At 37.6% G+C, this 14,198-nt stretch carries 16 protein-coding genes; 2 read left to right on the forward strand and 14 right to left on the reverse strand.

Annotated elements, in window-relative coordinates:
* Positions 1–25: 25 nt before the first annotated feature.
* The 10 genes from IHV09_RS12215 to IHV09_RS12260 form a co-directional block, all read right to left on the reverse strand.
* Positions 26–493 carry a hypothetical protein gene (locus tag IHV09_RS12215; protein ID WP_197264625.1) on the reverse strand — a complete coding sequence of 156 codons (468 nt, stop codon included), beginning with the start codon at positions 491–493 and terminating at the stop codon, positions 26–28.
* Between the two features lie 31 nt (positions 494–524).
* Positions 525–1,148 (reverse strand): permease prefix domain 1-containing protein, encoded by a 624-nt coding sequence (locus IHV09_RS12220; RefSeq protein ID WP_197130484.1) that lies wholly within the window; start codon positions 1,146–1,148, stop codon positions 525–527.
* On the reverse strand, positions 1,145–1,471 hold the full coding sequence (locus tag IHV09_RS12225; RefSeq protein WP_197191580.1) for a PadR family transcriptional regulator: 327 nt from the start codon (positions 1,469–1,471) through the stop codon (positions 1,145–1,147). Before IHV09_RS12225 ends, IHV09_RS12220 begins: the two co-directional genes overlap by 4 nt.
* 125 nt (positions 1,472–1,596) lie before the next feature.
* Positions 1,597–2,934, reverse strand: a complete 1,338-nt coding sequence (locus IHV09_RS12230) for an MATE family efflux transporter (RefSeq protein WP_197264626.1) — start codon at positions 2,932–2,934, stop codon at positions 1,597–1,599.
* 66 nt (positions 2,935–3,000) lie between these two features.
* Positions 3,001–3,771: an ABC transporter ATP-binding protein gene (locus IHV09_RS12235; RefSeq protein ID WP_197264627.1), complete on the reverse strand. Its 771-nt coding sequence runs from the start codon at positions 3,769–3,771 to the stop codon at positions 3,001–3,003.
* Positions 3,758–4,765: an ABC transporter ATP-binding protein gene (locus IHV09_RS12240; RefSeq protein WP_197264628.1), complete on the reverse strand. Its 1,008-nt coding sequence runs from the start codon at positions 4,763–4,765 to the stop codon at positions 3,758–3,760. Before IHV09_RS12240 ends, IHV09_RS12235 begins: the two co-directional genes overlap by 14 nt.
* 14 nt (positions 4,766–4,779) lie before the next feature.
* On the reverse strand, positions 4,780–5,631 hold the full coding sequence (nikC, locus tag IHV09_RS12245; RefSeq protein WP_197264629.1) for a nickel transporter permease: 852 nt from the start codon (positions 5,629–5,631) through the stop codon (positions 4,780–4,782).
* Position 5,632: 1 nt separating this feature from the next.
* On the reverse strand, positions 5,633–6,574 hold the full coding sequence (gene nikB / locus IHV09_RS12250; RefSeq protein WP_370568968.1) for a nickel ABC transporter permease: 942 nt from the start codon (positions 6,572–6,574) through the stop codon (positions 5,633–5,635).
* A 1-nt stretch (position 6,575) separates the two neighbouring features.
* On the reverse strand, positions 6,576–8,123 hold the full coding sequence (gene nikA / locus IHV09_RS12255) for a nickel ABC transporter substrate-binding protein (protein WP_197264630.1): 1,548 nt from the start codon (positions 8,121–8,123) through the stop codon (positions 6,576–6,578).
* Positions 8,124–8,492: 369 nt separating this feature from the next.
* Complete coding sequence (locus IHV09_RS12260) at positions 8,493–9,047, reverse strand: hypothetical protein (protein ID WP_197264631.1); 555 nt, start codon at positions 9,045–9,047, stop codon at positions 8,493–8,495.
* 226 nt (positions 9,048–9,273) lie between these two features.
* Here IHV09_RS12260 and IHV09_RS12265 point away from each other — a divergent pair, with 226 nt between their 5' ends.
* Positions 9,274–9,609 (forward strand): hypothetical protein, encoded by a 336-nt coding sequence (locus IHV09_RS12265; protein WP_197191573.1) that lies wholly within the window; start codon positions 9,274–9,276, stop codon positions 9,607–9,609.
* Between the two features lie 198 nt (positions 9,610–9,807).
* On the forward strand, positions 9,808–10,461 hold the full coding sequence (locus IHV09_RS12270) for a cupin domain-containing protein (RefSeq protein WP_197130515.1): 654 nt from the start codon (positions 9,808–9,810) through the stop codon (positions 10,459–10,461).
* 965 nt (positions 10,462–11,426) lie between these two features.
* On the opposite strand, the gene IHV09_RS12275 is transcribed toward IHV09_RS12270, so the two are convergent.
* The 4 genes from IHV09_RS12275 to IHV09_RS12290 all read right to left on the reverse strand — a co-directional run bounded on the left by IHV09_RS12275 (position 11,427) and on the right by IHV09_RS12290 (position 13,958).
* On the reverse strand, positions 11,427–11,723 hold the full coding sequence (locus tag IHV09_RS12275) for a YciI family protein (RefSeq protein ID WP_197264632.1): 297 nt from the start codon (positions 11,721–11,723) through the stop codon (positions 11,427–11,429).
* A gap of 61 nt (positions 11,724–11,784) precedes the next feature.
* Entirely contained in the window at positions 11,785–13,002 is a 1,218-nt protein-coding gene (locus IHV09_RS12280) for a DEAD/DEAH box helicase (protein WP_197264633.1), read from the reverse strand.
* On the reverse strand, positions 12,999–13,538 hold the full coding sequence (locus IHV09_RS12285; protein ID WP_197264634.1) for a hypothetical protein: 540 nt from the start codon (positions 13,536–13,538) through the stop codon (positions 12,999–13,001). The genes IHV09_RS12280 and IHV09_RS12285 overlap by 4 nt, the downstream gene beginning before the upstream one ends.
* Positions 13,539–13,589: 51 nt before the next feature.
* Positions 13,590–13,958, reverse strand: coding sequence for a DUF1798 family protein (locus IHV09_RS12290; protein ID WP_197264635.1), 369 nt, complete (start codon positions 13,956–13,958; stop codon positions 13,590–13,592).
* Positions 13,959–14,198 lie beyond the last annotated feature (240 nt).

Here is a 14,198-nt window from a genome sequence, read left to right on the forward strand (position 1 = left end):
GGTGGTTGCCCTTTTCTTTTAGAAGCTACTTCAGTACGATATTCCCCACATACTCTGAACTCCCATTTTTTGTACTGAATTCAACAACTAATACATAATGACCAGGATCATTCGTAAAGGAAAATGAATAATCGTTTGGAGTTAAGGACGTTAACTCTATTTTCTTATCACCTTGCCATAATGATACTTCGATCGTCTCATTCGTGTATTCTCCGCCATCTTCTTTGTTTTCTAGTAAGATTAATTCAGCTGATTGGTTAGGCGAAACCTTGATTTCTTTTTGTTCACTAGCTAGCATTAAAGGGTTCTCTACTTTATTCTTAAACTCCTTGTCTTCTGTCTTCCAATTAACATTAGCTTTCTTTAAAGCATATACGTCTTCGTTAACGCTAAGTCTTATCTCTGGTGGTCCGGCATCATAGTCTTCTCCAATACAAGCAGTTAATAAAACAATAAAAAAGATTCCTGCTATCACATTTAAGTATCGTCTCATAATACGCCTACTCCTTCTCCTAGACTGCCGTTTAGATTGATCGTTTAAAGAGTTGATTGAAAATTTGTCTAGCTATCACATAGCAAAAGGCACCAATTGGAACAACCAACAGATCAACCCATATTCCATTCTGATATTGTTCTGGGTTCTGAAAGTAAGCTAAAAACATGATCCCACCGATAAAAATTGAGGGAGTAAAAAAGAATACCCATGGATTCATTATATATTTCATCTTCACTGAACTTAATTGTATGGCTTCATAAATTAGTTCAGCCATCCCTGCTACGAAGAAAATAATGAAGAAACCCCCTAAAACACTGGATAAAGGTGCTATGTTATCGGCTCCTGGATTGTAATGCTCCATGATCATATAAGAAAGCACACAAAAAACGAGGGTAACGAATACGGTGTTCCAGAGAAAACGTGAAATCTTATAAAAGGGATATACTGCTTTTTTCATTTCCCAATTCATTTTTTTCTCGTTTCCGAATGCCTTTATTGCAATCTGTAACGATTCTTGCTCAGAGTATCCCTTTATCATCAACTCATTCATGTGATCATTTAGGTGCTGTATCATCTCTTCTCGAATGTCCTCTTTCTCTTCTAACGGTAGACCTTCTACGATTACATCGATATATTGATCTAAATTCTTCATAACAAGCCCTCCAACGTTTTATCCATAAGCTCATTAATTTGTTTCCAATCTTTTCGCTTTTCCGTTAGGATTTTTCGTCCAGTTGATGTTAAAGAATAATATTTACGCCGATTACCATCAGGTCCGTGTTTCCAATAAGAAGTCACACACTCTTTTTTCTCTAACCTTTTTAAAGCAGGATAAAGGGTTCCCTCGTTCATGGAGAATTCTTCGTTACTTAATATTCGTAAATTCCTTGTCATTTCGTAGCCATAACTATCTCGATCAACTAATAGTGAAAGAAGCAAGATTTCTATGCTCCCCTTCAATAGTTCTTTATCCATGTTCAACCTCCAATATTTTCTAATTATATTGTAATACGATGTACATCGTATTACAAGGGTGTTACCCCAAAAAAACAGGGCATTTTATTAGTACCCCGTGTTTTGTTTAATTGTCCTTTAGTTTGTTAAAATTCTTTACTCTCTCCCTCATAACGAACTGCATGAAATCCTAGTGTTCGTGACAATTTAGGCACATGTAAAATTAAGAACAACGATCGAGCGGAACTGAAAAGAATAAAAGCTAACCATAATCCATGATTATCTAAACGTGCTGCTAAGAAAAGAGAAATTAAGAAAACGAGTAATGCTAGAATCATAGTATTACGTAATGAAGAGGCTTCTGTTGCTCCTACAAAAATTCCATGAAGTACAACTCCAAAGCTTGAGACGAGCGGAAAACATACGATCCAAGCTTCGTACGTACCTACTTCATGAAGTACTTCAGGTATCGAGGTGAACATTTGGTGTATCTGATCATTGAATAAGTAATATACACTTGAAATGATGAGTGATGAGATAACTGCCCATTGAAAACTAAGTTTAATCGTTGATTGATAGAGTGCCTTATCGTTAGAACCTATTGCTCTTCCTGTTAATATACTTGAAGCATTGGCGAATCCATCATACATATATGCCATGATGTAATGAATCTGTATCAATATTGCGTTTGCCGCAAGGATCTCTGTACCGAACGTGCCTCCCTTTGCCGTAAAAACATTAAACACAATTAATAAGCATAATGTTCGAATGAATAGATCTCTGTTCATCCTCATCATTTTTTTATAAGAAGATAGATCGATTGATTTTATTTGGAGAATCTTTTTACGTTGCTTAGCGGGAATCGCTTTCCAAACAATGACTAGACCGATTACGAAAGTAGAGACCTCCGAAATCAATGTAGCAGCTGCAACCCCTGCCACGCCCCATGAGAAGACTTTAACAAATAGAATATCAAGTACAATGTTCGTTACGTTCATGTACATTTGAAGGAACAAGGTTTTCTTAATCATTGCCAGTCCCATCATCCATCCTATGATTACATAATTGAGAAGTCCGAATGGTACACCCCATATACGAATCGCAAAGTAATCTATTGCTAGAGACTGAACGACTGGATCAGATGTCAACAGCGGTAGAAACTGTTCTTTTATCGGATATTGGAGTGCTACTAAAATTGCGCTTATGCTGAGTGCCAGGAGCAAAGGTCTACTGAGTGAACGTAAAATATCTTCCTCATTGTTTGTTCCATGTGCTTGTGCAGCAAATCCAGATGTACTCACTCTCAAAAATCCAAACAGCCAATACATCGTATTAAAGATAATCGTGCCGACTGCCACTCCAGCTATGTAAGAGGAATCATCCAGCTGTCCAACAACAGCCGTATCAACTGCACCAAGGAGAGGAGTCGTGATGGTTGTAAGAATCAGCGGTAGTGCCAATCCTAAGTATTTCGAATGATTCAATAAAGTTCATCCTCCTAAAATACATAAAACCAGCACTTTGTTTAAACAAGTGTTGGTTCTCTTCCATTACTGGTCTTGTTCCATACTCATCTCTACTAGCATTTTTGTATAAGGGTGACGAGCTGTGGAAAAAAGTTCTCTCGTTAAAAATGCATCAACTAAGATACCATCCTTTAATACCACGATTCGTTCGCACATGAATTGGACAGCAGCGATATCATGCGAGATGAATAGAAAAGAGAGGTTCAAGTCTCGCTGTAACTTCTTTAACAGATTGAGGACTTGTGCTTGTACAGAAACATCCAGACTTGAAGTAGGTTCATCGCACACCAGCAGATCTGGTTCTAAGCTAATTCCCCTCGCTACGGCTATCCTTTGTTTTTGTCCACCACTTAGTTGGTGTGGATATCTCTTTAGAAGTTCAGGTGACAGGCCCACTTTTTGAAACAAGACTTCGGCCATCTTCTTACGATCATGTCTTACTTCTTTTAAAAATGAAGGGATAACGTCTGGATAATTTTCTAACGGTTCAACCACAGACTTCCACACAGGAAGTTTAGGGTTTAATGACCCGGCAGGATCTTGAAACACGATTTGAAGGTGACGCCTGAGTGCTTTTATAGCTTGTCCTTTTAGCGTGTGCAGGTTACTCCCTCTAAAATGGACATCGCCTTGATCCGGTTTCTCTAGCCCTAAAATGATCTTACCAAGAGTACTTTTACCGCTACCGCTCTCTCCAATGATTCCTATACTTTCACCAGGTTGAACGGTAAGTGAAATATCACTTAAAGCTGGTTTTGAGTGATACGTCTTCGAGATTGAATTAACGTGTAACATATCGTTCTTCCCTTTCTGCCTTCACCAGATGGCAAGCGGCCGAATGGTGTGTTCCAATGCTACTCATTGGCACTAAGTTGCTGCAGGATTCCATAACACTCGGACATCTTTTCGAAAAAGGACACCCCTCTTCAGCTATTAATCCAGGTTCACCAAGCATAGTCGTCAATTCATGTTGAATATGCTTATTCAATCTGAGCCTCGACTGAAGTAATAGATTTGTATAAGGATGGATAGGATCCGCCACTACAGCTCTGGTTTTTCCTATTTCTATAATTTGTCCACCGTACATAACGCCAACTGTTTGCGTCCGGTTAATAATATGTTTTAGGTCGTGTGAGATTAGGAGAATTGAGCAATTCAACTCTTCTTTAAGTTCAGACAGGAGATTTAAAATTTTTTCTCCGGTTAACACGTCTAGAGCAGTTGTTGGTTCATCTGCAATGATCAGTTTCGGCTGAAACATTATGGCTGATGCGATAGAAGCTCTCTGCAATTGTCCGCCACTAAGTTCATCAGGAAAGCTGTTAAATACACGTTCTGCAGGTAAGTGGACTTTGTTCAGCCAATGAATAGCCACTTTCTTTGCTTCTTTTCTACTCATGTCAGTGTGACATCTTATAATCTCAATAAATTGCTTTCCAACTTTTATGAATGGAGTGAAAAAGCTTTGATAGTTTTGTGAGAGGTAAGCAATATCACGACCGCGAATATTTCTTAGCTCTTTTTCACTTAACGAAGTGATCTCTGATTGACCAAATATAACAGATCCGCTTGTAACTTCCAGAGACTTAGAAAGCATTCCCAAAATCACGGTTGCCGTCAAACTTTTTCCACTGCCGCTTTCTCCGACTAACCCAAATATTTCACCTTGAGGAATAGAAAAATTTAGATTGCGGATTAACTTTTCCCTGCTGTTGCGCACAGTCACTGAAAGGTTTTCCACAACGAGCAGATTATTCTCACTTGAAGTTGTCGGTGTGTTCTCAAACATTGCAAACCTCCTCTCTATCGACTTTTAACATCCCATTTGTCTCGCAATCCTTCACCCATCAAGTTAAATGCTAATACTACAAAAAAGATGGCTAAACCTGGGTAGATCATTAATTCTGGCGCACTCTGAAAATAAGGTCTTCCATCATTTAACATCGCTCCCCATTCTGGAGCTGGTGGCTGTGCACCTAATCCAAGGTAAGATAAGGAAGAGATTGTAAGGATTACTTTTCCGATATCAAGGGTAGCAAGGACAAGTACAGGAGAAACAATTTGCGGAAACATATGTCTTCGGATAATCTTCCAGCTAGAGCTTCCCCCAACTTTTGCAGCTAGAACATAATCTTTGTTTCGTTCAGTGATTACGATACTTCTTACGACCCTTGTATAAGCAATCCACTTAACAAAAACAATCGAAATCATAAGATTCGTCAAACTTGGTCCTAAGAATCCAGCGATCGCTATCGCTAAAATAAATTCTGGAAGAGCAAGTATACCATCTGCTAAACGCATAAACACTGTATCCATTCGACCACCGATATAACCGATTACGAGACCGATTGGAATTCCGATTAGTGCAACAGTCGCTACAACAAGAGCCGTTATACCAAGTGTTGACTGGGCACCGACTATTAGTCTTGAAAATATACATCTTCCCATATGGTCAGTTCCTAAAGGGTAAACGCTACTCGGTGGGGAAAGTCGTTCAGACATATTCGCTGTGAAGGGATCATTTGGAACGATAAATGGTCCAATTAATGTGATTAAAATGATGATAATAAAAAATATGATACCACACTGAATCAGTAAATTTTGTTTCTTGAAGAAAAATGGAATTTGATTTATTCTAGGCATCTGAATATTCATATCATAATGCCTCCTCTTTTCGTTTCATTCTTGGATCAATCACATAGTAAGATAGGTCAACGATTAAGTTTGCGAGAACTACAAATACTCCAGTTAATAGGACGTACCCTTGAATGACCGGATAATCCCGATTAAGTATGGCGTCAATAGCTAGACTACCTAATCCTGGCCACGAAAAAAGAATCTCAACCACTACTGCTCCACCTAAAAAGCTTCCTAAACTCAAACCAAATATCGTGAGAACAGGAAGGATAGCCGCTCTAAACGCGTGCAACCACATAATTCTCCACTCTTTTACACCTCTTGCTCTTGCTGCGTAAACATAGTCTTCAGACAAACTTTGCAGAAGACCTGCTCGTAGCAATCTGGCATTAATAACAGCATAAGTAAAACCTAAAGTGAAAGCAGGTAAGATGATTTGAGGATACGAACCGATACCTGAGGAAGGTAGAACACCAAGCTTAAATGCGAAAAAATAGATTAAAATGAGGCCTAGCCAAAAACTAGGAATAGATGCCCCAACTAATGCTAGGATTCGACTGAACTGGTCTGGCCATCTGTTCACATATTTCGCTGACCACACGCCAAGTGGAACTGTGATGCAAAGCATGAGGGTCATAGCGAAAAAAGTAAGTTCAGCTGTAATGGGTAGTCGCGTTAACAATTCTTCGACAACCGGTTTTCCCGTCATATATGATTTTCCTAGATCAAACTGCATTAGGTTGAGCATCCATCTGCCATATTGTATATACAGAGGCTGATCAAAGCCGAGCTTATTTCTAAGCTCAGCTTGATCTTCTTCTGTTACGACCATTTCATCGGCATTTAGGATGGTAAGAACAGGATCTCCTGGTGCCATCTTCATCAATGTAAACGTAAATAGGGATAGAATGAATAAAACAACAATCAGCTGTATAACCCTATTCTTTATAATCGTAAACACATTATTTCACATCCATATTGTGTGTTAGAATATAATACTCCTCTGCCGTAGGCTCCCAGTTCACAATGCGTTTGTTCATTCCAATAATGATATTTGGATAAACTGCATAGCTGTGGGCAACTTCTTTGTTGATTACCTTTGCTGCTTCTTGAGTTAGCTTTGTACGTTCATCTAAATCTGTTGTTCGGTTTAACTCTTGTATTAGCGTGTTGAGTTCAGGAATGTTAATCTTTCCAACATTTAATGCTCCGGTTTCAGTGAATGCTGTGTTAAAGAAGTAGCTGCCGTCTCCTCTTGGTGAAGTATTGTTACTATACGTCGCTAGATCCCAGTCTTTGTTTTCAGCTAGATGCGTATCTGCATTCTCAACCGTTTTAATGTTAATTTTAATTCCTGCTTTACTTGCGTCAGACTGTAAAAGCTGCGCGATTAAAGGAAGTTCTGGACGGGCTTTATACGTAACTAGTTCAAGAGTTAACGGTTTCCCGCCTTTCTCCATTAAACCTTCTGCATTCTCTTTATAACCTGCTTGTGTTAAAAGGCTTTTAGCTTTTTCCACATTCAATTCTGAAACTTCTTCATCTAGTCCAAACGGTAATGTACTGTTAAATGGACCGTTTGCCTCAAGACCATGTCCTAGCATGATGTCTTTTGCCACACTCTCACGGTCAAGCAACAAATCAAGCGCTTGTCTTACCTTCAAGTCCTTAACGTTTTCGCTTTGACTGTTATAAAGAACAAAATGTGCACGTAGTCCAGGAATAGATTTTACATTAAGTTTATTATCTTTTTTTATCGCATCTAAACTCTCTGCAGGGAGATTGTAAACAACATCAGCTTCTTTAGACTGAAGTGCCAGTGCTCTAACGTTAGCATCTTCATTAAATTTAATCATAGCTGAATCTAGTTTCGGCTCACCTGCCCAATAATTTTCGTTCTTCTCTACTTCAACAAATTGATTGGCTTTAAATTCTTTGACTTTAAAAGCACCTGTACCAACAGGATTATTTTTAAATGCTTCTTCTCCATCCTTATTCGCTGCTTCCATATTTACAATTGATGTATAAGGATTTACTAGTTCAGAAGGAAGCGCAGGATAGGGCTCAGTAGTATTGATCGTAAGTGTTTGTCCATCCGCTTCCATCGATTTAATCTTGAGTGAACCTTCTAAAGATTCATTCGCTTTTAAACTTCTCTCTAATGATTGTTTCACAGATTCAGCATCAAGTTTTTTACCATCTTGGAATTTTACATCATCACGGATGTCAAATACCCACTTTTGATTATCTGATGTTTCCCATTTTTCAGCTAACCAGCCTTCAATGTTTGATTTCTCATCTAGTTTTAATAGAGTTTCTGTTATTCCAGCACGAATCGGAATAAATCCAGTGTGAGGGTCTAAGTCTGCTGCTTTAAAGCTGAAGATCATGTTAACGTTCTTTTCTTTATCTTCTTGTTTCTCTGTGCTTTTTTGCGTGGTTGAACAACCAGCGATGAATACAAGAACCAAACATAATATACCTACTAAAATATTTTTATAGTTTCTCATTCATTTACCTTCCTTGCCTGTTAGTTTATAATCGTAATCATTACGGTTTGAAAATCAAAAAAATAATGGTAAATTTTATTGAAAGATGCAATACCTATGTATCAAGTAATCTGGAACACTAAAAAACGAAGTAATCATGAAATCTACTACACCCTTGTACGAGGTGTTCTTTATGCTCGCCCTTCTGTTCCTTGTTAATTGCTACCCCCTCACTCCCACTTTAATCGTCATCATTACGATTTACATATCGAATTCTATCATTTATTAAATTTGTCGTCAATCTCTGAACGAATAAAACTATAAAAAACCCATCAGTGATGGGTTTGAGAGATTTGTATAAGTATGAGCATATAGAGTGGATATGACGATTTAAGAGCCAGATGACTTACTTCCCGAACCAAAGCCAGATCCTGTTTGAGAACCGGTTGATGAAGGAGATGTTGTCACGTTCGTACTCGGCTTTGTTGCTGGTTTAACGGTTGAAGGAGCAGTTGTAGCAGGTTTCGTAAAGGTAACTTTTCCTGCAGGTTTCACTTTGGTCGTATTCGCTAACAAGAATATCCACCACGGAAAAGAGCTTTCATTAGCATAATAGTTGGATTCCAGAGTAGATTCTCCGTTTTCATAGACATCATCTAAGAAAATGATAAGCTCATCCTCTTGATATTCCAGTCCGTTTTCTTCTATATAATTCTCCATTGCTTCTAAGTCCATATCTGGAAATTGAGATTGCAAATGATCTAGTTCAATCTCCTCTTCAACAGAATCATCATAGGTTGGCTCTTCCGAATAAGAGGTTGAGTAGGTTTCATCTTCAGTGTAAGTTGATTCATCTTGAACAGCTATATCTTCTCTAGAACTGCAGGCACTTAACGCAACAGCTGCAGACAATATGCCTCCAATAAGCTTTTTTGTCTTTGTCATTGTGGTTATCCCCTTTTTCAGAATTCCTAAATACCTATACATTCCCCATCGATGAATATCCTAGAAAGTAAATACATAGCACTTTTTAAGTATTCAATATCATAATATCATCTTTTTCAATTATTTTACAATTACCTTGAATAAGCATGAAATGAAGATCACAACCTTCCATATTATGTTATAATTCAGACCGTTAAAGGGATTTTTAGAAATGGGGAGGCACTATATGGATTTTATTTTTATTCTGCTTATACTTTGTGGATTTTTAACCGGAATTTTTGCGTGGTATCGAGACCGAAGTAAAGAAGATAAACGTTATTCTTGGTTGAGTTATTTATCTTTAGTGTTTACTCTTTTATTAATTCTAGTGATGTATAGTACTCGAGGTAGCTTTCTGATCTATACAATAGCAATTGGTTCTCCCCTATCATTAATACTATGTGGCTACACGCTATTTAAAAGAAGGGAGAAAAAACTTCTTGCTGGTATAGGTTTAATCCTATCTTTGATATTGAATGGAATTGTATTTATTATTGGTACTTTCGTTATTACAAACACTTAATACCCATTTCTAAGGTTACTCTTGGAAGGAAAGTTTTTTTCAGGAGCTAAAACGTATCAGAGGAATATGTGATTTGATGAAGGCACTGATAGAAAGAACATGTGACCATAGTGCATTTTAATAAAAACACCCAATTATTTGTGTTTGCATACCATACTTACAAAGTTGGCAAACGCCTAAGAAGAGGTGAAGCACCTTATGGTTTCATATATGGATTATACATCTCCCTCTACTCAATTTACGTTTGATGTAAATACGAGTCCACTGTTCAAAAAAGACAGCCGAAATTATATCAATGTATTAGGTATTAACCAGTTGAATACTTTAGAAGACGTATCATTATTAGACATCTTTATGAGTACGAGCAATGTTGTTGAGCCTCATTATCATCAGAATGCAGCAGAACTTGTCTATTGTATCTCAGGCTCTGTTCTTGTATCGATCCTGAATCCATTTACCAAACAGTTATTGAACTTCAAGATCACACCTGGCCAAGTGGCAAACGTTCCTCAAGGCTGGTGGCATTATGAAATCGCTTTAGAAGATAACACTCATATTCTAGCGATTTTTAATGCACCGACTCCACAAGTTATTCTCGGTTCAGATATACTGAGATTCACCCCTGCTAATGTTATGGCGCATACGTATTGTCTTGACGAGAATCAATGGAAAGAAACCGTTGCCCCTGTTCAACCTTCTACTTATATAGGACCTTACACGAACTGTCAGCGAAACGGTGAATATACCTACCATGCAAACCATGAACAAACCTATCAGCAGATGCAATATGTTCAACAGCATCCTGAAACTCCGTACGTTCAGCCTTATCGGAATGTTTGGTGGAGGGGATAAAAGGACAGCAAACCGACCCGTAAGGAACTGGTCGGTTTGCTGTGTTTTCATAGGTATTCGTTAAAATCTATTTTGTTGATCGACTGCTTTCTGGAGGTTCTTGCATACATAAATGTTTAATATCGCTATGCTTAACTCTAGATTTCAAACCCTTCTTTTTATTATGTTTATCAACCAAAACAGCTAAAACAATGATAATAGTCAACGGGATTAAAAAGTATAACCAAAACATGAGTCGACTTCCTTTCTCTATTTGCTTCTCAGATTATATGACTGTTGAAATGATGTAAGATTAGTCATCTTTTGCACGTATAACAATATTGCCATACCTCACAAATCGCTTTTATCTTTGGAAGGTTTTTCTTGGTCTAAATAAAATTCACGTCGTCCATTTATAACGAACAATATGAATAATAGTGTGATACCTGCAAGCCCCAAGAAGAACCAAAACATAACACTCCACCTTTCTTATATAAAAAAAAGTCATTATCAGAGGATGTTATTATAATTATATTAAATTTACTTAATTTTACAAATATTAATGGTAAAATAAGGTTGTTTTTATTAAAAAATTATTGGGGGTTATGTTCAAGGTATGGAAATAATGTACTTAGGTCTCTTTTTAACTTTATTTTTATATTTCGGAGTCCCTATTCTTGTCTTAATATCTCTCATTAAAGTTGTGGATTTGCAAGTAGAGCAGATTCGTCAACGTAAGTTAAGGTATGAGTACTATGAAAAGAAAAGTCAAAAAAAAAGGGAATCTTGATTGATTTCCCTTTTTCTAGCTTCTACATTATTTTTAGGTTCGTTTAACTCGCTGCTTTGCCACGATAGTCAACCAATGTCATTACATTTAAAACGATGGTAAAGAGTAAAAGAGCTGCTGGAGCTAAAAACAATATTCTTTGGGAAAAAGCATAAAAAAACACTGTAACCAACCGATGGTTACAGTGCTAAGATGATTATTTCTTCATTAGTGACACACGAAAAGGATACAGTTTTGCTGTCATGATCTTCCCCTTGACTGCTGGATCATTTTCCATGAATTCTTGTGCTTCTTCTTCGTTTGTATTTTGAAGAATAACAACACCAAACGATGCATCTAGACATGGTCCAGCCAATACCAATTTTCCCTTCTCTAACAAATCTTGAAGGTACAGAAAATGAGATTGAAGCTTTTCTTGTTCTTCTTGTGTTTGATTTTCCATTAAATCTGCTCTTATTGGTTTAATTTGATATAGAAATTCAGTGATTTCCAAATGTATCTCTCCCCTTTAGAGAAAGAATTCTATCGGTTTATGAAAAATCCTTTAATTGCAACTATCTTCTTTTTTTAGATACTTCAGACTTTCTCTGCATGTTTTTCTCGTTTTTTGGAGCAGTTCGTTTAGTTGATGGTCCTTTATTAGCACCTTCTTCTACGATGACTTGTCCTTTTTCAAGCAGCTGCTTTTGAAGAGGTACGTTCATCTTCGCAGTCCATTTTTTCACAGAAGTTAGTTCTGCTTTCGTTACTAAGGAAACGACTGTACCTTCTTTTCCCATACGCCCTGTTCTTCCAGATCGGTGGACGTATTGCTTTACGTCTTCTGGCATTTCAAAATGAACAACGTGTGTAACGTCAGGAATATCTAATCCACGTGTCGCAACATCTGTTGTTAGAAGAACAGGAATCTTTCCATTCTTAAAGTCGTTGATCACTTTTTGACGATCTTGTTTAGTTGAATTACCCGCCAATACACCTAGCTTGATCTTCTTGTACTCAAGTTTTGTTGCGAACTCATCCATCTTCATCGAACTATTGATGAAGACCATCGCTTTAATTCCAGGAGTATGACGAATAAGTTTGCGCAAGTTTTCGACTTTATCACGGTAATCAGACACCATAAACGTATGCGTGACTTCGCTCTTTACTAAGTCTTTTTCTACTTTAACGATAACTGGTGCTACTGCTAATTTTCTTGACCAGTCTTCTGTCTTGTTATTGATCGTAGCGGATACGAATACAAGCTGACGGTCTTTTAAAGTAGCTGCGATTACTTGTTCAACGTCTCCGTTAAATCCAGCTTCAATAATGTGATCGGCTTCATCGATCACAATGGTTTTTACTTCATGCACTTTAAGTTTTTTATTTTGGATCAATTCTTTTACTCGCCCAGGAGTTCCTACGATAAATTGTGGTTTCTTTTTCAATTTATCCAACTGACGCTGCATGTTTGCTCCACCAATGAGAGATGCCCCACTTAGTCCGCTGTTTTCGGTGAACTTCTGACATACATCGTATATTTGCATTGCTAGTTCTCGTGTTGGCGCTAAAAAGAGAACTTGAGCATTCTTAATTTCTGGGTTTAATTTTGATAGTGCAGGCAATGCATAAGCAAGGGTCTTGCCTGTTCCAGTTGGAGATTCGATGATTAAATCTTTGTTTTCTAACTGCTCAGGTATTGCTCGTTCTTGAATATCTGTAAATGCTGAAAATCCGCTTTTGTTCCAAGCGTTTTGGATAAATTCCGGAAAGTTTTGTAGCGATTGTGTCATTTTTTATACCCCTTAAAATATTCATTCATTTCTTTCATTGATGCAATTAATTGTTCAAGTACGGATGAAATTCGCTCAGGTTCTTCTTCAGCAACCGGCTTCTGCAATTGTATAGAAATCGTGTTGGTAAATACATGTCTTGGTTGTCCATATATATAAGTAAGTTTTTGCTGAATGTCACCTTTTAAATCTCCGCTTCCCCATTTTTTCAGTATGGATTGAAGTTGTTTGCAATCTGTTTCAATTTCATAAACGGGAGTCTCAATCACACAGGATAACTTACTGCCTGCTCCTTCTGGATTATCGTTTAACTTCTCCATAGCCAGGTCTTCTAGATTTGAAGTTAAGGAAATCGTCCCTCTCATAGATTCCCCGATTGCAGAAACTACAAAATCAATACAATAATTTCTTTCGATGATTGCTTGATCCATTAAATCTTTACGATTAATGATCTCAATTTCTCTTGAAAAATCAAGGTCGTACACAGCTCCTTCGAGCACAACCTTTAGATTATCATAAACAGATGGATGATACATCTTGTTCTCTCCCTAATTTTTAAAAACAATATTTTAGTACGGTACGTGAAATTATCGATTCTCGTTTTCCTCCATTTGATTTTTCATCTGGTTCAATACATAGAGAACAGATTTCACCATCTCTGTGATCCGTTTGTCTTTCATTTTCTTTTGAAAGACATAAACGCCTAAATAGCCGATATTTTCAGCAGCGGTCTTGATCTGAATCGGGTATAGATATTTGGGTTTGTTGGCGATCACCCAGTCTCTCGCGAGTGGCTCCCAGTCTTTCACGCGAAAATGGATGCGATCGGCAAATGGTTTCACCTCTGTAAAAAAGTCCGCTTCCGTTTCTCTCGTTTTCGTTTCTGTCTTAAAAATATGAAATGCTTCATCTATATCAGCGATTAGTTCAGTTGTTAATGTATATAAATGGTCCATTAAAAAAGTCCCCCCATTCTTTATATCCTACCAAAGAATGAAGAGACTTACACTTTTTGATTTGTTTTTCGGTCTTTTTTGTAGCAGAGAGCTAGCTTTGTATGTTGTTTGCTACTTTGAAAGTTGATAGGAGTGAAAGGTGCGAGACTCCTGTGGGACGAGTGGTCAGGTGAGACACTTAGAAGCGCAAAGCGGCAAGTGGCTCACCGGTCGCCCCACGGAAAGCGAGCATCCTGTAAC

Origin of the sequence: Fictibacillus sp. 23RED33 (assembly GCF_015903925.1) — a bacterium.
GTDB lineage: Bacteria > Bacillota > Bacilli > Bacillales > Fictibacillaceae > Fictibacillus > Fictibacillus phosphorivorans.